Here is a 23,820-nt window from a genome sequence, read left to right as displayed (position 1 = left end):
ATATAACTAAGATTTTTGTTGTGGAAACGAAGAGCATTGACGTTGCTGATGACGACTTGTTGCTAGATGAGAAACGTTATAAATCATGCTTACTGGCCATTCAGACAGTGCTGAGCGATGGAAGTATGCTTGTATGGATAACTCTATTAATACATGTAAGTGGCTGTATATTACTGGAGATACGAGCTGGAATGATGTGTGAGTTAAAATGAGGGAATAGCTTTGACTATTGAGATATTCTTTGATCTTATCTTGCAAGTAAACAACACAAAATAGTGATATTTAGCAATACAAGTGATTAAAGTGAAGTCGCCTAGGTAAGTGCTCGTTATTTTAAAGTATCGTGTGCATCCATGCACTCGAATGTATTATTTAAAGTGTATTTTTGTATATTACACCGTCTTTCATGATCAATTTAAGGTTATCTGTCGGGTTGGTAAGAATTGTAATATCTTCAAGTGGGTTACCATCGATTAATAATAAATCTGCGTATGCCCCTTCTTTAATTACACCCATTGGATGTGGGTATGGGTTACGTTTACCTGATAGAGCGAGTAATGCAGCAGAGTTAGACGTTGCTTGTTGCATAACCTCTGCATTAGAAAACCATTTTGTACGATGAACAAATTCATTATTCATTGTTCTAATTGCTTCAGGGTCTGTAATAATATCAGTACCAAATGAGATTTTTTCATAGCCTATCTTTTTAGCTATAGTGAATAAATTATCAAGGCCAGCATATGCTTCACGATGTTTATCTGCCTGTTCTTCGGTGTAACCTTTAGGAATGAAAGTATAAACACTTACTTGAGGAGATAACCACACGTCATTTTTCTTCATGTAGCGCAATGTTTTCTCATCGATAAGGTTTGCATGCTCAATACTTTTTACGCCATTGTCAATGGCACGGCGAATACCTCTATTGTTATAGACATGTGATAGAACATATGTTCCCCAATCACCTGTCGCATCAGTTGCTGCTTTAATCTCTTCTGGTCTAAATTCAACAACATCGAGTGGATCAGAAATAGAGCCAGTTCCTCCGCCTACAGCAATCTTAATTTGTGTAGCACCTCTTCTTAAATTTTCTCTAACGGCTTTAAGCATCTCAGGTACACCATCCACAACGACCATATCGTAATTACGAGCCATCGTATCCCAAGTACCATTCCCGCGAACATTGGAACCATCAGCATCAAAACGGTGATCCGAGTGGCCTGCTGTTTGGCTAATCATTGGTCCTGATGGATAGATTCTTGGTCCCGTTACGTAACCTTGGTCTATTGCTTTCTTTAAAGAAAACGTATTTCCTGCTACGTCTCGTACTGCAGTGTAGCCATTCATTAGGTAGGTATTTACTGTATCGGTAGCAACATAACCTATAAATCGAGAGTCAGACGTCGCTAATTGCCCAAAAGACATCTGAGCCGTGAGATGCTCATGAGTAGCTATAAATCCAGGGCTTAGGGTCTTGTTTTCGCCATCAATTATTTCTATATCTTTTGTTGTCGTAATATTTTCAGAAACTTGCTTTATGAGATTTCCTTCTACAAGTACATCTTGGTTTGGAACTAACTTGTCGCTACCATCATAAACATTCACGTTTTTGATAAGATAACGGTGTGGTTGTTCTACACTTGCAATGGCATTACTCGCTAATAGAGAAAATGTGACGAGTGTAATTGGTGTAATTAATTTCTTTAACATATAAATACCTGATTTTATTGTAAAAATTTATTCATGAGTGAATGGTTAAATATTTAACGTTTCATTTGCACAAGGCGGTGGGGATTTCATTTCAATTTGATGAAATATCGTTCGGTGTGAAAGATAGACTGAATATTTATATTCAGTCATTTTGCTTGCTTACCATTTTTTTGTAGGAGTAGAGTAGGGGGGATTGCAGTTTTTTTATAATCGCATTTGTATGATCACATCCTTCAAATGTTTGCGTTTATTATTTTTATATCTGTATGCCGATGAGTTAGCTAGGTTATTTGGGGGGGGTATGGTTAATTTTCCGAACGTTGTAGTTGTATGAAGTCGAGCGTGGTTGTAGTAACGGATATATTCTTTACGCGGCCAAAAAATTGCTCTGTAGCAGGGTTATCTAAACAGCACCACATTATATAAAAAAGCCCACCTAGCGTGGGATTTCTTGTGTCTGTAATTCATTTTTTATCAACAGCTTAGTTTTTTATTTTCCGTGAATTTTTATAGTCATCCTAACTGCTTTTCTTTTGCTCTAATGTTTTTTTTTTGGTATTTCCTTCCAATACTTAAGCTACTCTGATGAATATTAAAAAACTTACAAAGGGTATTTATACTGTGGCTCCGTCTGAGTTTATTTATTAATACGAATTGTTCAGTGAGTCTGATATCAACAGAGCCATAGCTTTTCTAGTATGTCATTATGTACTTTTAAGCTTACTTACAAATACTATTTTTCGTTGCAATATCTTGCCAGTATATTAGCCCCTCTAATACACCTTCTGCATGGGAAGCATTGCTTGTATATACGTGATTGAGTGCAGACAAATGAGCGACTTCGTGATAATGATTTGCGACTAAAATGGCATTAATTCCTGGCATGGTCAGCATGGTGGTATCATTGGCCGAATCTCCAGCGACACAAATTTCTTTTGCAGTCAGATTGTATTTTTGCATGATGTAATGAATGGCACTGGCTTTGTTTATACCCTTTGGGGTGATATCAAGAAACCAATCATGGGAATAGGTGATGTCTACATCAATCGATTGTTGTGCAAGTGCCATCGAGATCGCTGAGTATTGCTTGTGGTCAAGTTTTCCCTCAAAAGTGATCTTATAATCACCTTGGTGCGATGCATTACATTCTCCTAAAAACGTGATGTCTTGCAAAGCGGCTTGTACTTCTGATTTATTCCATCTTGCTTGCAATTGGCGCTGCCAATATTCATCTGCAATTAAATCATAGTCATAATTAATATGCGTACCAATATCGCTAATAATACACTGCGGTTTTGGGTAGTTATGCATTGTCAGCCCTTCTTTAATCGAAGGTAGCGTTCTACCAGTAGCAATAATAAATTGTAGATCGGGTTGTGTATTTAGATATGCTGAAAACTGGTCTACGCCCAGTGACGATCCGCCATTAATGGTACCATCGAAATCACAAACGAGCATTTTTATCATGGTGGTTACCTATATGTTGGTGTCGAGAAAAAACGTGCTGTTTTTAAACGTGTGTAGAAGAGATATTTCTGCGTTAATAGATTAATTTATCTTAACCGCTTTGTATTGGATAACAATGTGTTTAGTTTTACCTGAAAGTGTCCGTGTGTATACTGAACTTTGTGTAAAGGGTATATAAGATCACAGATAAGTGATGAAAATAAAATGGGTCTTTATTATCAGCTAAGGATTCAGAATTAATTTGATTTATGATCCCGGACAGCGCAGCTGAACAAATTAGTTAGAGGTTTGATTATCTGCATCTTTGTTTAAGATCTAGTTATTTTTCTGGGATTTTTGGCGGGCATACTAAATGAAATTTTAAATCCGTGATAAATCTACCATCAAGGTTTATGAAAGACTTCCTGATTTAGCTAATAATGTCATTTTGAATCGAGTTTAGATAATCCAAAAGGTGAAATTGATAATATTGCCATTAAGTATTATGGTTAAATGGCACTAAACAATCAAAATCGAATGATAAAATTGATTATTACTTGTGCATACATTCTATTTTTAAGACAATAGTCATGGTTTTTTATCAAAAAGATGAAGTGGTGGGAAAAGTATGAAACAGAAAAAGAATGTTCTTCTAATAGCGTCGCTAATGTCTGCATTAGTTCTTACTGGCTGTGCATCAAATGATGAACTTATTGCTCAACAAAAAAATCAAACTGACCAGATAAACACATTAGAATCAAAAGTCAGTACTTTAGAAGCTGAACTACAGAAACAAAAAGACATTGACGGTGAAATTTACCAAGTTATTCGTAATTTAGATGCCGTACAAGGTGAATTAGCAGCACAAGCACAACAAGATGCTGATAATGCGGGCATGTACTACACTATCAAACAAGATGACACTCTATACAGTATCGCAAAAGAACAAGGGATTTCATTAGATGATTTACTTAAATTAAATCCTCAAATAGAAAACCCTAAACGTTTGCTTATTGGTGATGTGCTTAATATTAAGTAATATAAATATTCACTTATTCTAGAGTGTATTCAAGAATATGATTGAGAGGCCACTACTGTAGTGGCCTTTTTTTTGGGTAAAACTGGGTGTCTTTAATTGTTGTTATTTACAGTGGTTATTTTAACAAGATGTTAATTCCTTACTTTTTGTGTGTGTTTGTCACAAAATAAGTATGGGAAAAATTAATTCCCTTGAAAGTATCATTAGATTAGTGGAAATATATCCCATAGATTACATATTTGGGAAATAATCCCCATGAATAAAAAAGACTTCATAAATACGGTAAATGGACTGGGTGCGCTTACTGAAGCAGAAAAGCGAATTACTCAGTATTTTATGAAGCATTATACTATGCTGCCATTTGCCAAGATTGATGAGCTATGTAAGCAAATAGGTGTAGGGAAGGCGACATTAGGACGATTTTTGCAGCATTTAGGTTTTAGTGGCTTTTTAGAGTTTAAAAAGCACGTCGCTGATGATCTAGCATTAACACTTACGACACCTGTAGAGCGCTATGAAAAACTTCAACCTACTGATAATAAAAATAATGTATTAAAAAATCATTACGATGAAGTCATGTCTAATATGACTAAAACCTTCTCGATGATCTCTGAGTCTGACTTTGATCTTGCTATTGAATATATGCAAAACCCTAAAGGTAAGTTATATGTTATTGGAAGTGCGTCATCAGAGGCATTAGCAAATTATTTTTACTTACTAGCAAGGTACTTACGTAAAGATGTGGTGTGGCTAAAAGCTGATATTTCAACATTACCTCATCAACTGGTAGATGTGAGTAAAGACGACATTTTATTTGCTATTTCTTATCATCGATTCTCAACCATAACGATACGTTTAGTTAAATGGTTTCATCAATTTGGTGGGCGAATTATTTTAGTTACTGATCAGCCTGTAAACCCTTTTGTAGCTTATTGTGATATCCAGTTTTCTGTCGAGAGTGCAAGTGATGGCTTCTTTAATAACAGAGCCTCAGGTTTTGCATTAATTGAGGCTTTTATTAAAGGCTTATCGAAACAAAAAGAAAAAAACGATCGCTTTAAGCGTATCGAAGGGTTATTTGACGAGTTTAGTATTTTTGATAAATAAAGACACAATGAAATAATATACACGAAATTCACTGTTATTAATTAATAGGAGTGAATCGATATAATTTTTTAATTAATGCTCATTTATTTAAATGAGTACGGTTTTCTATATTTATAATATAATGAGGTTTGTTATGATTGCTTTTTTAGCGTTACCAATAATATTAGGCGTAGGGTATTTTATTATAAAGAAATATAATACTCAGGCGGTACTATTTCTTTCTGGTTTATTAATGATAGGTTTGGGTGTTCTTAATGGGATAACCGATTTTTTACCTAAAGGTGGTACACCAACAGGGTCGATCATTGTTGATTTTTTTGAAGTCATAAAAGTTATTTCATCATCAACCCTTGCGAAGCTAGGTCTTATCATCATGGCGGTTGGTGGTTTCTCTAAATACATGGGTCACATTGGTGCGGCAAATGCGATGGTGCAAATTGCGACTAAACCGCTTTCTTATATTAAAAACCCATATTTAGTGTTGGCATTCGCCTACATTATTGGCCAATTAATCAATATCTTTATTCCAAGTGCAACAGGGTTAGCTCTGTTACTACTTATCGCTATGTACCCAGTGCTTGTTGGTGTTGGTTGCAACCCGGCGGCGGCGGCGGCGGTTGTTGCAACAACGGGTTGTTTGGATTTAGGTCCTGCGTCTTCTGCAGCAAACAAAGCGGCTGAAGTTTCTGGCATTGATGTCGCGACGTATTTTGCAAGTTACCAACTTCCTGTCGCAATGGCTGCGATGGCGGTGATTGCTACTCTGCATTATGTTTGTCAGCGTTACTTTGACAAAAAAGACGAAGAGAAAGGCGTTACTCACGAGTTCAATCTTGATGCAAAAGAACAACGCAAAGCCCCTAAATGGTTCGCTATTTTACCAGTATTACCATTATTACTTCTATTAACCTTCAGTAAATTTGCGGTGACATCGGTTCGTATGGACGTAGTGACAGCGATGTTTATCTCTCTGTTTATCGCAATGGTGTGTGATTATCTTTATACCCGTAACGGTAAGGAAGTTGCGGCTTCTTTAAAAGTGTATTTAGAAGGCATGGGTAACGTATTTACTGGCGTGGTAAGTTTAATTATCTCGGCACAAGTATTCGTTACCGGTTTAACAACAATTGGTTTTATTGCTTTATTACTCGACTCTGCATCAAATATGGGATTAGGGTATTTAGCCATGGTTCTTGTTCTTGTGGTTATCATTGTTCTTGTCACAATGTTGTCTGGCTCTGGTAACGCCTCATTCTTTAGTTTCTCAAACTTAGCGCCTGAAGTCGCCGCTCAAGTAGGAACCGCCGCAGCTCATGTTGCGCTTCCTATGCAATTAGCGGCAGGGTTAATGCGTTCAGCTTCTCCAGTTGCAGGTGTAGTTATTGCCTGTGCGGGTGTGGCAAACGTATCTCCCATTGAGCTAGCAAAACGAACCATTATTCCTATGACGGGTGGTTTGGTTACCGTATTAATTTGTTCACAGATTTTAGTGTGATAGCTGAGCACATCGTATTTTATCGAACATTTATTGAAAATGAATAAAGCATTGGAGTTTCCTATGGATATTATTGACCGTTTTTTAAGTTACACACGCATTAATACAACAACGAGCAGAGAGAAAGGCGCGGCAGGCATTATGCCTTCTTCTGATGGACAAATGGTTCTTGCTCAATTATTAGCAAAAGAACTGACCGCTTTAGGAATGGAAGACGTCGTCCTGCGTGATACCGCAATATTGACGGCGACGTTGCCTGCGAATATAGAAACAAGCGAAGAGTCAAAACCTATTCCGACGGTTTCTTTCTTTGCGCATTTAGATACGAGTGCAGAGCAAAGCAATGATACAAAAGCACACATTGTGAATTATCAAGGCGGTGATATTTGCCTAAATGCAGGATCAAATATCTTCTTAAAAGACGCTGAGTTTCCAGAATTAGCGGATTACATTGGCGATGATATTATTGTAACGGATGGAACAAGCTTATTGGGTGCTGATGATAAAGCCGCGATTGCTGCAATCATGAATGCATTGCAAGTGTTAAAGGCGAATCCTGATATTCCTCATGGTACGGTGAAAGTCGCTTTTGTTCCTGATGAAGAGCAGGGCCTGCGAGGAGCTAAAGCGTTTGATGTAGAAAGCTTCGGTGCTGATTTTGGGTACACGCTTGATTGTTGTGGTATTGGTGAGTTTGTTCATGAAAACTGGAATGCCGGTGATGCAATCATTACGTTTACTGGGCAATCTGCACACCCAATGTCTGCAAAAGGGAAGCTAAAGAACTCGTTATTAATGGCTCATCAATTCATTAGTATGGTTCCTGGTGGTGAAGCGCCTCAATATACTGAAGATCGTGAAGGCTATTATTGGGTGAAAGAGTTATCTGGCAACAGTGCTAAAACGGTACTAAAAATGGATGTGCGCGATTTCTATAAAGATGGTTATCGTGGTCGCATGACATTTTTACAAAATCTGTCAGACAGTTTTGCGAAATTATGGGGTGAGTCAAGTATCTCTATCAACCTAAGTGATCGCTATGAGAATGTAGCAAACAGTTTGGAAGGGGATGCGAGTTTCCCTATTGCTATCGCCAAAGAAGCGTATGAGCGAAATGGCATTACGATGAAGGCGGTGCCTATGCGTGGTGGTTATGATGGTGCGGTTTTGTCACAGAAAGGATTGCCGTGTCCGAACATATTTACTGGGGCGCATAATTTCCATTCTATCTATGAATACCTCCCAGTTAACTCATTAAAGGCGGCAAGTAATGTGGTGATCGACGTTATAAAGATCACGGCAGAAGGGCATAAATAACAAGTCATTAGTGACGGTGTAACGATTGTGGGTGAATAATGTAGTAAAGAGCATGTTGATAATATCAATATGCTCTTTTTTATTATGAGTAAGTGATAAATTAGTTTATAAATCTGTATGTCTCGCTTGATGCGTATTAAAATACCCACCATTTTCTGTCTTCATCACTATTAAGTGTCTTTATGCTAACTAAACTTCGTGCAGAACCTGTTTTAATTATAACCACTCTTTTAGCTGGCGCTGGATGGGTGTTTTCAAAAGAAGCAATTCAAGAGTTACCTCCATTTGCTTTTATTGGTATTCGTTTTATTTTGGCATCATTGTGTTTATTGCCGTTTTGCTTCAGTGCCTTGAAAAAAGCCTTGTGGCAAGATTGTCTTCGTTCAATGGGGGTTGGCGTATTACTTTCTTCAGCCTTATTTTGTTGGATCCATGCTATTTCGATCAGCGACACATTGGGTGAAGGGGCATTTATTATGAGCCTCTCTATGTTATTTGTCCCTTTACTTGCTTGGCCACTGTTTGGTTCTAGGCCACCACGAGCATTTTGGTTCTCTTTGCCAATTGCTATTTCTGGTCTGTTCTTATTAGCATGGAATGACGGGTGGAATGTATCGGCAAGTCAAATATGGTTTATCTGTGCAGCAATAGGACTTGCGACTCATTTTAATTTTAACAGTAAGTATTCAGCCAGTTTACCGACGATTTTATTAACGACATTACAATTATTTACGGTGGGTTGTTTGGGTGTCGTGTTATCACTGTTATCAGAAACATGGCCACAAGAGGTGAGTGTAATTACGTGGAAGTGGGTCGTCTTAAGTGTGTTACTTGCAACCAGTCTGCGCTATTTATTGCAAACGATAGGACAGAAGTGGGTAACACCAACCAATGCTGCGATCTTAATGTTACTTGAACCTATTTGGACTATGCTACTCAGTGTTTGGTTTTATGATGAATCGATGCCAATGAATAAACTGGTTGGCTGTGGTTTATTGCTTCTGTCTTTGGTTTTTTATCGCTTTAGCCAAGTTAGACGTACTTTTTAAATCATCTATTAGATGCTTGAGCGATAAGATTATAAACTCAAGCATTATTATTGGTTGCGCGTGACTGTCCTTTTTATTGATTAAGCAGAGTCACGAGCAATTAATTCTGGGTTTAGAATCAGGCTTTGTGGGGTGCTATCTTTATTGTGTATTTGATGAATTAACCGGTGTCCAGCCTGGCGACCAATATCACGAATAGGAGAAGACACAAAGGTTAATGACGGTTGAATTAATTGAGCTTCGGGCACGTCATCAAATCCAATAATAGCGACTTGTTGTCCAATGTAATTATCTTTACCCACTGTGCGATTAGAGCGATTAACACCATAAACAGCACCAAATGCGGTTGATGAATAATGACATAGTATTGCTGTTATTTTTGGATTTTTATTAATTAGTTGATTTACTGCTTCTGCGGCGGCAGTTTGACTTTTATCACATTCAACAACCCATTCAGGTTTAAAAGGTAGGCCAAATTGCATTAGTGTGCTGCAATAACCACCTAAACGTTCGGCTCTACTTAATGAATCACTTTGTCCGCCAACGTAAGCTATTTGACGGTGCCCTTGTTTAATCAAATACTCTGTAGCAATTTTCGCAGCTTGCATATTATCGGGCCCAACAAAGTCAATCTGCTGTCCTACTTTGGCTCGAGCAACACAGACTATTGGTAAGTTTAAATCTTGTATTTTTTGAATATTCGGAACGCCAATATCACGGATAGGGCAAAATACAATCCCACCAACATTTTGAGCCACCATGGTTTCAATACATTGATCAAACTTATCTTGATTTGTGCCTGATTGGGTAAGAAAAAGCATGTAACCTTTTTCTTCTAATACTTCACTTAATCCTGCTGCTATTTCAGCGTAATAGGGGTCACTGATGTCTCTTAAAATTAAGCCAATCAATAATGATTGTTTTGAACTTAAATTAGAAGCGGTGCGATTTTTAATGTAGCCGAGTTCTTGTACCGCTTGATTTACTTTTTGAATGGTTTCAGGTGAGATCCGTCCTTTATCACTCAGTGCCATTGATACGGTTGTTACTGAGACTCCCGCTCGTTTTGCAACATCCTTTATATTTGCTTTTTTGTTAGTCATAGCACTTCTTTTACCACGATTAGATAAAACGTTTTACCTAATTAAACACATTTATTGACGCCATTCTAGCGTAATTATCAATCTAATGGAAAAAGATCGTGATCACTCGCACAAGATTGTTGGTAAAACGTTTTACCAAAATTTGTCAGGTGTATTGTATTGACCAAGATTAAGAGAAAATTTAAATCAATAGAAGAGGTTTAAATTACTTAATGATATTTATTTGAAGTGATTAATTAAGGATATTTTATGCAGCAAAAAGCGAATAAAACGACGTTATGGGAGTTCTTACAAAGCTTAGGGAAAACCTTTATGGTTCCTGTTGCTTTGCTTGCATTCTCGGGTATCTTACTCGGTATCGGGAGTTCTTTTTCAAGTGCGGCATTAAAAGAAGCAATGCCATTTTTTGATAATGTAATCTTCCAGTATTTATTTATATGGATGACTAAAATTGGTTTAGTTGCGTTTATTTATCTGCCTGTCATGTTTGCGATTGCGATTCCTATGGGTCTTGCTCGTGAAGAGAAAGGGGTGGCTGCATTCTCGGGTTTAGTTGGTTACGCGGCATTAAATTTAGCGGTTAACTTCTACCTAACGGTGAACGGCGTACTTGACAATGAAGTACTGCGTGAAGCTTACGGTGTGAAATCTATCTTAGGGACCGAATCGATTGATACGGGTATTTTAGGGGCGGTTATCGTTGGTATTATCGTTGCTAAGCTGCATGTTCGCTTCTACACATTTAAAATGCCTGATGCATTAGCTTTCTTTGGTGGTGCTCGTTTTGTTCCTATTATTTCAACCATTACGTTAGGCGTTGTTGGTTTATTGGTTCCTTTTATTTGGCCTTACTTTGCGGCAGGTATTAATGGTATTGGTCATGTAATTGCGGGTGCAGGTGATTTTGGTCCTTTCTTATTTGGCATGAGCGAACGTCTACTTTTACCTATTGGTCTTCATCATATTTTAGTTGCGCTTATCCGTTTTACTGAAGCGGGCGGTACGATGGAAGTGTGTGGTGATACGGTGTCTGGTGCATTAAACATTTTCTATTCAGAGCTTTCTTGTTCTGAAACTCAAGGCTTCACTCCATCAGTTACTGCTTTCTTATCTCAAGGTAAAATGCCTGCGTTCTTAGGTGGCCTTCCTGGTGCTGCTTTAGCGATGTACCATTGTGCTAAAGTTGAAAACCGCAGCAAGATTAAAGCGTTATTAGTTTCTGGTGTGGTTGCTTGTATTGTTGGTGGTATCACCGAACCACTTGAGTTCTTGTTCCTATTCGTTGCGCCAGTTTTGTATTTTATCCACGCAATTTTAACTGGCTTTGGCTTCATGATCATGGGGATGCTAGACGTTACTATTGGTAATACCGATGGCAACATTATTGATTTCTTAGTCTTTGGTGTGCTTCAAGGTCTGTCTACTAAATGGTACTTAGTTCCTGTGGTTGCAGGTGTTTGGTTCGCGGTTTATTACTTTGTGTTTAAGTTTGCGATTCTTAAGTTCAACCTTAAAACTCCGGGCCGTGAAGCAGAAGATATTGCGATGTCTAAAGAAGAAGCAGCAATTATTGCAACGGCTGGTGGTAAAGGAAAACTTATACTTGCCGCTCTAGGTGGTGCAGAAAATATCACGTCATTAGACAACTGTATTACACGTTTACGTATGACGGTTGAAGACATGAGTTTGGTTGATGATGCTCAGCTAAAACTGTATGGCGCTCTTGGTGTCGTTAAACTTGATGAACATAGCTTACAGGTTGTTATTGGTGCGCAAGTTCATATTGTAAAAAATGAAATGCAATCCTTAATGTCAGCAACAGCTTAATTTTTATAGGTGGAGGTTCTCTCCACCTTTTTCACACTCTTTGTTTTTTAGTTCACATAAATATGAACTTTGGAGTCGCTATGTTTACTTTCTCTGAGCAAATCAATCGTAAAGGCAGTTACTGCACTCAATGGGATTACGTTGCTGATCGCTTCGGTGAGGCCGATCTTTTGCCATTCACAATATCAGATATGGATTTTGCTGCGCCACCAGTGGTTATGAATGCACTAAAATCACGAATGGAGCATCCTGTTTTTGGTTATAGCCGTTGGGATCACAGTGATTTCAAAGGAGCGATTAACGATTGGTTTAAGAACCGTTTTAATGCTGAGCTTGATGATAACCATCTTGTTTATGGGCCATCTGTTATTTATATTATTTCTCAGTTGATCCGTCAATGGAGCAGTGCAGGTGAAGGTATTATTATTCATACTCCAGCTTATGATGCCTTTGATAAAATGATTTTAGGATTAGAACGAACGATTATTCCAAATCAATTATCGCCTTCTTCAGAAGGGTATCAAATTGATTGGAATGTATTTGAAGCTCAATTATCTGATCCTAATAACACGATTTTATTGCTGTGCAGCCCTCATAATCCAACTGGCAAAATCTGGACTGCTGATGAGTTGAAGCGCATGGCGGTTCTTTGTGAAAAATACCATGTGGCAGTGATCAGTGATGAGATCCACATGGACATCTGTTTTAAACCTCATACGCCTTGGCAAGGGTTTGGAATGGGGAGTCGCTGGGCCTTAGTCAGTTCTGCATCAAAGTCATTTAACATTCCGGCGCTTAATGGGGCTTATGCTTTTATTGCTGATGATGTTGCAAGAGAACATTACTTATTTAACCTTAAACAAGTGGATGGGCTTTCTTCTCCTTCTATTCTTGGTGTTATTGGCTTAATGGCCGCTTATCAAGAAGGGGGCCCGTGGCTTGATGAATTAAAGTCGTATTTATATAAAAATCATCGCTATGTTCAAGAGGTATTGGCGAGGGAGCTACCAAGTATCGGTTATCAAATTCCAGACTCTACTTATCTCGCATGGATTGATCTGTCTTCTTTTTCGTTAGATATGGATGCATTAAATCAATGCTTAATTAAAAATCATAAAGTTGCCATCATGCAAGGCAGTACTTACGGGGTTGCAGGAAAAGGTTTTGTGAGACTTAACCTAGGCTGTCCGCGCATAAAAGTGGAAAAAGGCTTATCTGCGCTCATTTCTGCAATTAAAGAGCAATCTTAATGAATACTGTATATAACGTTGAAGCAGGGCTGCGCCATTATCAATGGGGATCCCACTTACTTTATGGTTTGTTTGGTTTTCCGATCCAAGATGATAAACCGCTTGCGGAACTGTGGTTAGGGGGGCATCCATCCTTACCTTCTAAAGTTCAACTTGATGATAGCTCTTGGCAAACACTGGATAAGTTTCTTGAACAAAAGCCACTTCGATTTTTGTTTAAAGTATTGAGTGCATCGCAACCTTTATCGCTTCAAGTACATCCAAATAATGTTCAAGCCAAAGCCGGTTTTGAGCGTGAAAATGCACAACATATTCCTTTAGACGCACCACACCGAAATTATAAAGACGCTTATGCTAAACCAGAAATGGTCATGGCGCTGTCACCTTTTAAAATAATGGTGGGGTTTAGGCCGTTAGAAGAGATCATTGATAATCTTAACTTAATTCAATCAGATGCATTAAAGACTATCTTACACAGTGAAACATTTAATCATCAGACGTTATTATTATCCTTGTTGCAACTAACACAAAAAGATAAACAGCAGATTATTGCACAAGCATTATCTATTGCTATTACTTGTAACGAACCAATGTGGCAGCAATTGGTTGAGCTTGCACATTACTACCCATGTGATATTGGAATATTAGCGCCGCTTTATATGAATTGTTTAACGTTAGAGCCGGGTGAGTCGATGTATTTACCTGCGGGAACGATTCACGCGTACACAAAGGGGACGTGTATTGAGTTAATGGGGTGTTCAGATAATGTATTAAGAGCAGGGCTTACCCCAAAGTATATTGATACGGCAGAGCTAATGGCTTGTACTCAATTTGTTCCGTTTACCCCTGAAAAGTTAGTGCCAATGCTTGTTAAGTCAGAACAAATATTGCAACCAACAGAGACTGATTTCGGGCTAGCGTTATGCCAAGTCACTGAGCATGAACAATCTTTAACGGTGACGTCTCGTTCAATATTATTGGTTGCCAAAGGAAAGGTTCAATTTAATGACACGGTGTTGTTAGCTGGGCAGTCATTATTCATTGAATCAGGTGCTTATCAGGTATCTGGTGATGGATTATTAGTTCGGGCTTTTGAATCTAAATAGAAAAAAAGAGCCGATAATGTTATCGGCTTTTTTATAACTATCAGACAATTATGAGAAATACTGAGAGTAGTTGATAGCGATTATTTGATTACATCAGGATTAAAGTTAACTCTACAAGGCACTATCTTCACTTGAGCTAATAGCAAGCCAATAAAGACAAAACCGCCCCCAATTAGGTGATATACCGTTGGTGACTGTCCTAAAAAGAGAAGACTAATGAGCACGGTAAATATTGGAACTAGGTTCATAAATAAGGTTGCTTGGGCTGCTCCAATTCGCTGAACTCCTTTCAACCAAAACCATGGGGCTAACACGGAAGCAAATGCAGCAGCAAACAGAACCATAGGAAAGGCAGTTGTTGTAATTGCATAGGAATTACTACTTAGCAGTAGGGGAAGTTGTAATAGAGTTGCAATCGTAATTTGGCAAAAGACAGAAGTCCAAGGCTTAAGAGGTAACTTCCATTTATTCAGCAATATTGAATAGAGCGCATAAGCCAAACTGGAAATAAACATCAAACTATCACCTTGTTGAATTCCCTTCGTTAGTAAGCTGACAGGGCTGCCTTCACTGAGCATGTACAGTAATCCAGAGAATGAAATAACGGCTCCTATTAATGCTTGTTGCTTTAACTGTTTACCTAATAAAGGCACGGCTAGAAATAAACTGAATAGGGGCATTAAGGATAAGAAAACGGCGATGTTGGTTGCACTGGTTGTGTGTGCAGCATAATAAGCAAGGCATTGATTTAATACCATGCCAAGTGAAGCAAGAATAGCGAGCTTACCTAAATGCTTCACTATTAATTGTCGTTGTTGCCATACCGGTTTTACACAAAACGGAAGCAAGATAAATAAAGCGAAAAGCCAGCGATAAAAAGCAATTGCCCCCGGTTCTATTGCGCCAGTGGCTAGTTTACTTACTACTGCGTTTGCTGCCCAAATAAATACAGCAGTGATTGGGAAAAATAAATTCATAATAATCTCTGTTATTGATAATTAACAGAATTGTCACACTAATACAGAGAGCAGTGGTATACCATTTATGACACCGGATATAGCGATTACGACATATAAAAAATTCATGCCTAAATTAACAGAAACACTGCCAACAGATGTGTTCTGCCACTATTTTTTTATTGAAGCAAAAACAGAAACTTTGCCACATTCTCATTCTTGGGGGCAGTTGCATTTAATTAAGCAAGGCGTGTTAGAAATGGAAGTCGATCAACAGAAAATGGTGTGCCCTGCAAACTATACGATTTGGACGCCTCCTTACCAAAAGCACCGAGCATTTAATCGGAGTGACATCGAATATTGCGCCATTAATATTACGGCAGAGTTGAGTGAAAAGTTTCCTAAACACGCGTGTATGATCCCATTAACACCGTTATTAAGAGCAATAATTGATGACTTGATTGAACGAAAAACAACGATGGTGAGCTCAGAAGAAGATAAATGCCTTAGCTATGTGCTTATGGATAGATTAGTAAAAATAAACCCGATTGAAATTTATTTACCATCAACGCAAGATAAGTTATTAGCGCCTATTTTGACGCAACTGGAAGAAACGCCTGAAGATGATTCGAGTTTATCTGTTTGGGCTAAACGTGTATTTAGTACAGAAAGGACGCTAGCCAGACGTTTTCAAAAAGAATTAAAAATGAGCTTTAATGATTGGCGACAGAGAGCAAAACTAGTTAAGGCAATGACACTATTGAAAGAATCCATAAGCATTAATGAAATAGCGTATCAGCTTGGTTATAGCCAAGGGTCCTCTTTTATTAAAATGTTCAGAAAGCATACTGGTGTAACTCCGGAACAATTTAGAAAGCAAAATGAAACTTCAACAGTGATGGATAATTAGAAAATAGACAATCAATTGCTTGATTTGCTTTCCATGGAAGGGAATCTTTGTTACCTATAGTTTCTTTCTTATCAATAGTTTTAAATATTTAATACACCATTTATTTTTCTCATTGTATTATCTGATTGTGCACAAGGGTGTGCCAAATAAATAAGGTCGGATATGTTTAAAAGTAAATTAGTCGTGTTATTTACCTGTTTGTCTGTATTGTCTTTTACCGCTCAATCAAACAGTTTTGATACCGTAACTTTAGGGAGCAAAGGAGGGATCCAAGATGGCAATTTAACGGCTTTTTTAATTAAGAGTGAACAAGATGCAAATTTTGTCATGCTTGATGCCGGTTCTGTCGTGAATGGATTGATTGTTTCAGAGCAGAAAGGGGCTTTTAAAAATATAGCGTTGCCAGATGATACCCATTACACCAAAGTAGGGTATTTATTAAATGAAAAAATTAAAGGTTACTTTATTAGTCATGCTCATTTAGATCATGTGGCAGGCTTAATTATTTCTTCTCCAGATGACAGCAAAAAACCGATCTATGGGCTGGAAGCGACAAATAAAGACCTTATGAAAAATTACTTTAACTGGTCGGCATGGCCTAATTTTGGTAATAAAGGCGATGGTTTTAAATTAAATAAATACAATTACGTCGATTTGGTACCGACGACGTGGGTTCCTGTTTTGAATACCACAATGAGCGTAATGGCCTTACCACTGTCTCATTCTGGTGGAGAATCAACCGCATTTATTTTAAAAGATATAAAAGGAGATGTATTCGCTTATTTTGGGGATACAGGGCCTGATGAAATAGAAAAAAGCTCAGCATTGAAAACTGCTTGGTCAACATTGGCGCCTTTTGTAAAACAAGGAAAGTTAAAAGGAATTATCATTGAAGTTTCTTTTACGAATGAAACACCAGATAAATCGCTATTTGGGCATTTAACACCAAACTGGCTACTCAAAGAACTGACAGTACTTGAAAGCATGAATGGAAATGGGTCATTAAATGGTTTGAATGTTGTCATTAGTCATATTAAATATAGCTTAAAGAATAGTGAAGATCCTAAAGTGACGATCAAAAAACAGCTAGCGGATGCAAATAAGTTAGGTGTTAATTTCATTTTTCCTGAGCAAGGTGATTCATTGCAGTTTTAAGATAAGATTCTTCAATAAGAAAAAGCTCGTATTGTAGAGTACGAGCTTTGTATTGATTGATTATCTTGTAATTTGTTGTGCAGCCATGTCTAACGCTTCTTTGACGGTTTGTTTTCCCTGCATTGCATTATCAATCGCAGCACCTTCAGAGAACCAATAAGACGTCATTTGTGGGATATTAGGCATGATTTCACCATTCTCTGCATTAATCATGGTGGATTTAATGCGTTCATCGCTTTCTAATATTTTCTGGAACGACTTTAATGTTACTGCTCCTAGCGGTTTATCATCATTCATGATTTTTAAAGCGTCATCTTGATATAAGTAGTTTTCAAGAAATTCGACGGCAAGATCAATATTCGGACTTGAAGCATTAATACCAGCACTTAACACACCGACAAATGGATTTCCTTTGCCTCCATTGAGTGTTGGTAAAACCGCGACGCCATAATTTACGCCAAGTTTATCTAAGTTCCCCCATGCCCAAGGTCCATTGATTGTCATTGCAGCATTCCCTTTAGCAAAGGCGGCTTCTGACACTGAATAATCCATATTTGGATTAACGATCCCCTTATTTACCATATCAACTAAGAATTGAAGACCATGAACTGCTGTTGGGTTATTTACACCAGTATCTTTCGCATTGTAACCAGAGGTGGTTTTCTTAAATGCATAAGCGCCACCAGAAGAGATCATTGGCCAAGTGAAATATGCATTTTTCACATCCCACTACATTATTGGTGATAGCTATCAAGTATTAGTTGAAATAATCTTTTAAAGTAAGATTGATAAATGTGAAGGAAAGCAGTTTATAAATTAATTAAAGCTTGTTTTTTATTTATTAAATTTGAATGATTTGACGATACTATGATAATAGTAATTAAAATAATGTTATACTTCAGTTATCAAATGGAGAAGTGTATGACTGATAAAATTAAACCAGTACGTGAAGTTAAATCAAGGAAGAAAGCAAAACAAGCAAGTTCTGATGCAAACATCAAACCTGATGCTCGCTCAAAAATTGAAGAAATTTTAGCGCAACGTGAGTTTGATAAAATGTATGAACTATAACGCCTAATCAGCGTTAAAATAAAAATAGAAAAGAACGTATAGCTATAAACGCTTTACGTTCTTTTTTCTTATCTTAAAGACGGTAAGTTTATTTTTCCCTTTAAATTTACGTGACTCCTTATTAGGGAATATTTAATTAAGGTTTAGGAATGAAGCTTAAAAGTTTGGTATTTAGTTTAAGTGTTGTTTTACTTTCCGGTTGCGGTTTGGCGACAGAAAAACAAAAATATAATGCCGATATGATCATAAATAATGGACAAGTACTGACAATGAACTCTGCGATGCAGGTGATTGATGACGGTGTTGTTGTGATTAAGAATGATAAGATTTTGGCTGTTGGGACGGTAGAGTTATTAAATCAATACCAAGCGCCAAAAGTGATTGATGCAAAAAATGGTATCGTAATGCCAGGTATGATTAATACTCATAATCACCTCCCAATGATAGCCTTTCGTGGTCTAGGTGAAGAAGGAATATCAAATCGATTATTTGCTTATTTCTTCCCGTTAGAGTCTGAAAAACTAAGTCGAGAATTAATTTACAATGCCACTAAGTTAGGGGCTATCGATTTAGCACAAAGCGGTGTAACTACATATGCTGATATGTATTACCACATGGATGAAATGGCAAAAGCAACAAAAGAAGTTGGTTTAAGAGCCGTGCTTGGTGAAACCGTAATTAAGTTTCCAGTGGTGGATGCAAAACAACCTTATGGTGGTATTGAGTATGCAAAGACGTTTATTGAAGAGTATAAGAATGACCCTCTGATCACGCCAGCTTTCGCTCCCCATGCGGTTTATACTGTGAGTAAAGAGAAGCTTCAAGAAATTAATCAATTATCAAAAAGTGAAGATGTACCCGTACTTATTCATGTTGCTGAATTTCCAAACGAAGAAACTCGAATTAAAGATCCAACAAAAGCGACGTCACCGGTTGAGTATTTAGATGAGATTGGAGTACTTGATGAACGCGTTGTGATTGCACATGGTATTCATTTATCAGAACACGATCAGGTTTTACTTAAAGAGGCGGATGCGGGTATTTCATATAACCCAATGGCGAATGCAAAAGGCGCAACAGGTATTGCCCCCGCGTGGGATATGTATCGTGCTGATATGCGAATTGGTTTAGGTACTGATGGACCAATGAGTTCAAACCAAGTGGATCTATGGAGAACACTGAGTTATGCCGCAAATATGCAGCGTTTAAAATACTCAGACAGAACGATAATGATCCCAGAGCAAGTGATTGAAATGGCAACCATCGGCGGAGCTAAAGCGCTGCATATGGAAAATGAAATTGGATCTTTAGACGTCGGGAAAAAAGCGGATATTATTATTGTAGAAACTCAGTCCGCTAATATGATGCCAAATTATGACCCGTATGCCACATTGGTTTATCAAGCGAACCCGAGCAATGTAGATATGACAATCGTGAATGGCAAAGTCATTATGGAAAACAGAAACATGCAGACGGTTAAATTAGATGATATTCGTGAGAGTGTTAAACAGTTTGAGAATGACATAGCCGCATTCGCGAAAGAGCTATCGAAAAAAGCCATTAAATCAAAAAGCTTAATGGATTAAGAAAAAAGGATAGCCTGCTTAGAATAATCTGAGCAGGTTTTTTAAGTGCAACGTTAGGTGAATCTTCTTTAGCAAAATGAATATTTCTGCCGATATTTTCAAAATGTGATATGGTTCTCAAAATATTTAATGTGGAGAATTACTTTGATAACTGAATTAAACGCCAATCAAACACCAAAAGGGCAGCTTCTTCTTCGAACTCTTTCTATGCCTGCCGATACAAATGCTAATGGTGATATTTTTGGTGGTTGGATTATGTCGCAACTTGATCTGGCGGGTGCAATTTTAGCCCAGGAAATTTCAGGAGGGCGTATTGTGACGGTTTCTGTATCGAGCATTACATTTAAAAAACCGGTGAGTGTTGGTGATGTTGTTTGCTGTTATGGTGAATGTACGAAAGTTGGACGTACGTCAATGTCGATTGATTTAGAAGTTTGGGTAAAACCAATTAAAGAAGATGAAATTAGCCATCGCTTCCAAGTGTGTGAAGCAACATTTAATTATGTAGCGATTGATTCAAAAGGTAAACCAAGAGCAATCCCTAAACATTCATAACTATTATGATTGGTATTAAGTAGAACTTACCAAGTGTTGTCGTGATTTCTGTTTAACATCAAAAAATAAAAGCCTGCTTAATATATGTTGAGCAGGCTTTTTTTATAAGTTCTAGATGTGTTTTTTATTATGCTCAATGACTAATAATGATATAGAAATAAACACAATATCCTTTAATAAGAAAAAGTTAGTGGTTAGCACGCCATCAACCATTGTCCATGTATTTGGGGTGGTGGCTAAAAAGCTTAATGTTGTAATAAAGGTGAGTAGGGCCAAGATCCCAGAGAAGTAACCAACCTTAGGGTTAAAGAAACCCACGATAAGTCCGATAGCAATAACAATTTCGGTTAACCCAATGATGTTTGAAACCATTTGTACCGATATAAAGTGATATATCCAGCCGATTAAAGGATGATTAATCACAAGAGGTTCGATTGCTGCTGCTTCTGTTGGGGTAAATTTAAAAATACCTATCCACAACAAGGTAAGAATTACGCCAAAAACGCCAATCTTATAACCTAAAGACGTTTCATTGTGTATTCTTCGCGGTGTCTTATTTTCCATTTCTCATCTCCGATATAAACTAAACTGTTTAGTTTAATTTATATATAATCTCAAGTAAGTCAACCCGATTTTGAACTAAACAGTTTATTTTGTTATTATGGAACCAATAGAGGAGAGAGATGTCATGAAAGAAGAAAAGAGATTGAATGCGTTACAAAAAACGATAGAACTGTGCGCCTTATATGGCTTTCATGGTACGAGTATGGATAAAATTACGGCTGCGACGGGCTTGTCAAAGGCAACTATTTATAAGTACTTTCAGTCTAAAGAAAACCTGATAGCCAAGGCTTTAGAGCTCTTTAGCGAGCAATCTTTATCGAGTGTAAAGGTGATTTTTGAGAATACAGACCTGACTCTAGAAGAAAAAGTAGCTCTACGTTTTGAAGGCCTTGTTGGTTGTATTGATATTGATTCATTTAATGGCTGTTACTTCCAGCTTGCTTTTAGTGAATACAGTAATGAAGATAAGGCTATTACTGAGGTTAGTGCACAATATAAGCAAAAAACTCAAGATTTATTAATCGCACTTTTAAAAAGGCATGATATTAGTCATGCGGAGTTGAAAGCTAAAAAAGCAGGGCTAGTTTATAACGGCTTATTAGCGTCACTACAATTAACGAAAGATATATTACTTATTGAATTAGCTCATCAATTGTTTATAGATATCATTTTTAAGCCGGAATAATATTTAGGGTGGGGTGCCATCATGGAAATTAGTCATTTAGATCATCTTGTACTCACAGTAAAAAGCATTAATAACACAGTAGATTTTTATACTCGAGTACTTGGAATGAAGCACATAAGCTTTGGTGAGGGGCGAGTCGCTTTGTTGTTTGGTGATCAGAAGATCAATCTACATGAACAAGGCAATGAGTTTGAGCCAAAAGCTCTGAATGTAAAAGCCGGAAGTGCTGATCTTTGCTTTATTGTGAACACGAGCATTACAGAAGTAAAAAAACACATAGAAGAGCAAGGTCTTACGATTATTGATGGGCCAGTCCAGCGAACAGGAGCCTTGGGTAAGATCGTATCTATCTATTTTAGAGATCCGGATGGTAACTTGATAGAACTCTCAAATTATCTATAGTTTTAAGACTAAGCAGATTAATCACAATTAAATAGATGGTTATCTCACCATTTATCGCCTATACCGTATTCATAGCATAAAAATAGCGACTATCATTAAGTTAACTAATTATGTCTTTTTGTTTTTAATGGTTGACTTAAGTTTGATATAAGCTAAATTAAACTAAACAGTTCAGTTTAATTTGTATCGGTAAGGGATAAAATTATGAAGCCAATTAAAATTACGTTATATCGTTGGGCAGGTAGTTGGGGACCATTTAAGGTTAATATCCCTTGTGGTGAATGCACTTTAACCAAAGATATTCTTCAAGATACGTTTAATACTGAACTTGCTGGGATCCCAATCGAATTAGAAGTGAAAGACTGGTTATCTCACTGGTGGGAACCATTAAAGCTTAAGGCATGGCATGCTCCGATTATTATTGTTGAAGATAAAGTGATCAGCGAAGGTGAAGCATTAAATCGCGGTGTTTTAGTTCAGGCGGTTATTGCACAAGTCGCCAAGCAAGATGATATTAAAGGCAATGTTGTGTTTGGTAAGGCAACGTGCCCGTTTTGTATTAAAGCAAAAGCGACTTTAGATGAGGCTGGTATAGAGTATATTTATCATGATGTCGTAAAAGACAGTGCCGCTTTATACCGAATGATCCCTGAAGTTAAAGCTATTATTGGCGAGAAAACACCAGTAACCGTGCCTCAGATCTGGTTAGAAGGCAAATATGTTGGCGGTTTTGATGACCTGGAAAAAACAATGAATGCTAAAGTAGGGAGCTAGTTATGAATAAAAAATTAATACTATTAATTGTTCTTCTTGCTTCATTTGCGGTTGTTTATTTCAATTTTGGACACTTGCTTACATTAGAGCAAATTAAAGAGTTTCATCAATCGCTTCAAAGCGACATCCAAGAAAATCTGTTCTTTTACAGTGCTGCTTACTTTTTTTCCTATGTTGTTATTACAGCATTGTCCATTCCCGGAGCTGCAGTAGTTACGTTACTCGGCGCCGCTCTGTTCGGTTTTTGGTGGAGCCTATTACTTGTTTCTTTTGCAAGTAGTATTGGGGCAACCATCGCCTTTTTAAGCAGTCGTTATTTATTAAGAGAGTGGGTTGATAGTAAGTTTAAAGATAAATTAGTCCCAATTAATCAAGGGGTAGAAAAAGATGGGGCATTTTATTTATTAACGCTTCGTTTAATTCCTATTTTTCCTTTCTTTATTATTAATTTATTGATGGGATTAACTAAGATAAGTGCAGGACGATTTTATTTATTTAGTCAATTAGGTATGTTACCAGGGACTATGGTTTACCTTAATGCAGGTACACAGTTGTCTGAGATTACTTCCTTGTCTGGGCTTATTTCTCCTGAGATCTTAGGATCTTTAGCTTTACTTGGATTATTCCCAATTGTGATTAAGTTTATTATCCACTTTATTCAAAAAAGACGATCTCAAACGGGATCGTAATATAAAAAAGAACGTACTGATATTTCT

General features: G+C 37.4%; 22 protein-coding genes and 2 pseudogenes. 17 read left to right on the top strand and 7 right to left on the bottom strand.

Annotated elements, in window-relative coordinates; genetic code table 11:
* Positions 1–372 precede the first annotated feature (372 nt).
* From A6E06_RS14270 to A6E06_RS14265, 3 genes and pseudogenes are all read right to left on the bottom strand, one after another.
* Positions 373–1,707: an amidohydrolase family protein gene (locus tag A6E06_RS14270; protein WP_065591076.1), complete on the bottom strand. Its 1,335-nt coding sequence runs from the start codon at positions 1,705–1,707 to the stop codon at positions 373–375.
* Between the two features lie 562 nt (positions 1,708–2,269).
* Positions 2,270–2,400, bottom strand: a pseudogene (locus A6E06_RS20145) (IS3 family transposase); the annotation flags it as partial.
* A 27-nt stretch (positions 2,401–2,427) separates the two neighbouring features.
* Entirely contained in the window at positions 2,428–3,174 is a 747-nt protein-coding gene (locus tag A6E06_RS14265; RefSeq protein WP_065591077.1) for an HAD-IIB family hydrolase, read from the bottom strand.
* Between the two features lie 607 nt (positions 3,175–3,781).
* On the opposite strand from A6E06_RS14265, the gene A6E06_RS14260 reads away from it, so the two are divergent.
* The 5 genes from A6E06_RS14260 to A6E06_RS14240 all read left to right on the top strand — a co-directional run bounded on the left by A6E06_RS14260 (position 3,782) and on the right by A6E06_RS14240 (position 9,160).
* On the top strand, positions 3,782–4,192 hold the full coding sequence (locus tag A6E06_RS14260; RefSeq protein ID WP_065591078.1) for a LysM domain-containing protein: 411 nt from the start codon (positions 3,782–3,784) through the stop codon (positions 4,190–4,192).
* 255 nt (positions 4,193–4,447) lie between these two features.
* Positions 4,448–5,299: a MurR/RpiR family transcriptional regulator gene (locus A6E06_RS14255; protein WP_065591079.1), complete on the top strand. Its 852-nt coding sequence runs from the start codon at positions 4,448–4,450 to the stop codon at positions 5,297–5,299.
* A gap of 133 nt (positions 5,300–5,432) precedes the next feature.
* Positions 5,433–6,794, top strand: coding sequence for a C4-dicarboxylate transporter DcuC (gene dcuC, locus A6E06_RS14250; protein ID WP_065591080.1), 1,362 nt, complete (start codon positions 5,433–5,435; stop codon positions 6,792–6,794).
* Positions 6,795–6,857: 63 nt separating this feature from the next.
* Complete coding sequence (pepT, locus tag A6E06_RS14245) at positions 6,858–8,111, top strand: peptidase T (RefSeq protein WP_065591081.1); 1,254 nt, start codon at positions 6,858–6,860, stop codon at positions 8,109–8,111.
* 182 nt (positions 8,112–8,293) lie between these two features.
* The gene (locus tag A6E06_RS14240; protein ID WP_065591082.1) at positions 8,294–9,160 is read left to right on the top strand and encodes a DMT family transporter; all 867 of its coding nucleotides are present in this window, start codon (positions 8,294–8,296) and stop codon (positions 9,158–9,160) included.
* 80 nt (positions 9,161–9,240) lie between these two features.
* On the opposite strand, the gene A6E06_RS14235 is transcribed toward A6E06_RS14240, so the two are convergent.
* On the bottom strand, positions 9,241–10,263 hold the full coding sequence (locus A6E06_RS14235; RefSeq protein ID WP_065591083.1) for a Mal regulon transcriptional regulator MalI: 1,023 nt from the start codon (positions 10,261–10,263) through the stop codon (positions 9,241–9,243).
* A 249-nt stretch (positions 10,264–10,512) separates the two neighbouring features.
* Here A6E06_RS14235 and malX point away from each other — a divergent pair, with 249 nt between their 5' ends.
* The 3 genes from malX (at position 10,513) to manA (ending at position 14,446) form a co-directional block, all read left to right on the top strand.
* Positions 10,513–12,090, top strand: coding sequence for a maltose/glucose-specific PTS transporter subunit IIBC (gene malX, locus A6E06_RS14230; RefSeq protein WP_065591084.1), 1,578 nt, complete (start codon positions 10,513–10,515; stop codon positions 12,088–12,090).
* A gap of 80 nt (positions 12,091–12,170) precedes the next feature.
* The gene (locus A6E06_RS14225; RefSeq protein ID WP_065591085.1) at positions 12,171–13,340 is read left to right on the top strand and encodes a MalY/PatB family protein; all 1,170 of its coding nucleotides are present in this window, start codon (positions 12,171–12,173) and stop codon (positions 13,338–13,340) included.
* Complete coding sequence (manA, locus tag A6E06_RS14220; RefSeq protein WP_065591086.1) at positions 13,340–14,446, top strand: mannose-6-phosphate isomerase, class I; 1,107 nt, start codon at positions 13,340–13,342, stop codon at positions 14,444–14,446. The genes A6E06_RS14225 and manA overlap by 1 nt, the downstream gene beginning before the upstream one ends.
* A gap of 80 nt (positions 14,447–14,526) precedes the next feature.
* Here the strand turns inward: manA and A6E06_RS14215 are convergent, their stop codons facing one another.
* Positions 14,527–15,423: a DMT family transporter gene (locus tag A6E06_RS14215; RefSeq protein WP_012550255.1), complete on the bottom strand. Its 897-nt coding sequence runs from the start codon at positions 15,421–15,423 to the stop codon at positions 14,527–14,529.
* Positions 15,424–15,490: 67 nt separating this feature from the next.
* Here A6E06_RS14215 and A6E06_RS14210 point away from each other — a divergent pair, with 67 nt between their 5' ends.
* A complete protein-coding gene (locus A6E06_RS14210; protein ID WP_065591087.1) occupies positions 15,491–16,312 on the top strand; it encodes a helix-turn-helix domain-containing protein in 822 nt (273 codons plus the stop codon).
* Between the two features lie 162 nt (positions 16,313–16,474).
* Positions 16,475–17,467: an MBL fold metallo-hydrolase gene (locus A6E06_RS14205; RefSeq protein WP_065591088.1), complete on the top strand. Its 993-nt coding sequence runs from the start codon at positions 16,475–16,477 to the stop codon at positions 17,465–17,467.
* Positions 17,468–17,527: 60 nt separating this feature from the next.
* On the opposite strand, the pseudogene malE reads toward A6E06_RS14205, so the two are convergent.
* Positions 17,528–18,202, bottom strand: a pseudogene (gene malE, locus A6E06_RS14200) (maltose/maltodextrin ABC transporter substrate-binding protein MalE); the annotation flags it as partial.
* Between the two features lie 186 nt (positions 18,203–18,388).
* Between malE and A6E06_RS19990 the strand changes: the two are divergent.
* The 3 genes from A6E06_RS19990 (at position 18,389) to yciA (ending at position 20,679) form a co-directional block, all read left to right on the top strand.
* On the top strand, positions 18,389–18,538 hold the full coding sequence (locus A6E06_RS19990) for a hypothetical protein (RefSeq protein ID WP_176703462.1): 150 nt from the start codon (positions 18,389–18,391) through the stop codon (positions 18,536–18,538).
* A 149-nt stretch (positions 18,539–18,687) separates the two neighbouring features.
* Entirely contained in the window at positions 18,688–20,124 is a 1,437-nt protein-coding gene (locus A6E06_RS14190) for an amidohydrolase (RefSeq protein ID WP_065591090.1), read from the top strand.
* Positions 20,125–20,268: 144 nt separating this feature from the next.
* On the top strand, positions 20,269–20,679 hold the full coding sequence (yciA, locus tag A6E06_RS14185) for an acyl-CoA thioester hydrolase YciA (protein ID WP_141676976.1): 411 nt from the start codon (positions 20,269–20,271) through the stop codon (positions 20,677–20,679).
* A 111-nt stretch (positions 20,680–20,790) separates the two neighbouring features.
* On the opposite strand, the gene A6E06_RS14180 is transcribed toward yciA, so the two are convergent.
* Positions 20,791–21,243 carry a DUF417 family protein gene (locus A6E06_RS14180; protein ID WP_065591092.1) on the bottom strand — a complete coding sequence of 151 codons (453 nt, stop codon included), beginning with the start codon at positions 21,241–21,243 and terminating at the stop codon, positions 20,791–20,793.
* A 124-nt stretch (positions 21,244–21,367) separates the two neighbouring features.
* Here A6E06_RS14180 and A6E06_RS14175 point away from each other — a divergent pair, with 124 nt between their 5' ends.
* The 4 genes from A6E06_RS14175 to A6E06_RS14160 all read left to right on the top strand — a co-directional run bounded on the left by A6E06_RS14175 (position 21,368) and on the right by A6E06_RS14160 (position 23,793).
* On the top strand, positions 21,368–21,928 hold the full coding sequence (locus A6E06_RS14175; RefSeq protein WP_065591093.1) for a TetR/AcrR family transcriptional regulator: 561 nt from the start codon (positions 21,368–21,370) through the stop codon (positions 21,926–21,928).
* Between the two features lie 21 nt (positions 21,929–21,949).
* Positions 21,950–22,330, top strand: coding sequence for a VOC family protein (locus tag A6E06_RS14170; RefSeq protein ID WP_065591094.1), 381 nt, complete (start codon positions 21,950–21,952; stop codon positions 22,328–22,330).
* 204 nt (positions 22,331–22,534) lie between these two features.
* The gene (locus A6E06_RS14165) at positions 22,535–23,104 is read left to right on the top strand and encodes a glutaredoxin (protein ID WP_065591095.1); all 570 of its coding nucleotides are present in this window, start codon (positions 22,535–22,537) and stop codon (positions 23,102–23,104) included.
* Between the two features lie 2 nt (positions 23,105–23,106).
* A complete protein-coding gene (locus A6E06_RS14160; RefSeq protein ID WP_065591096.1) occupies positions 23,107–23,793 on the top strand; it encodes a TVP38/TMEM64 family protein in 687 nt (228 codons plus the stop codon).
* Positions 23,794–23,820: the final 27 nt, after the last annotated feature.

The sequence above is a fragment of the Aliivibrio sp. 1S175 genome, from assembly GCF_001690985.1.
Taxonomy (GTDB): domain Bacteria; phylum Pseudomonadota; class Gammaproteobacteria; order Enterobacterales; family Vibrionaceae; genus Aliivibrio.
This window is presented reverse-complemented; position numbering and strand designations above follow the sequence as displayed.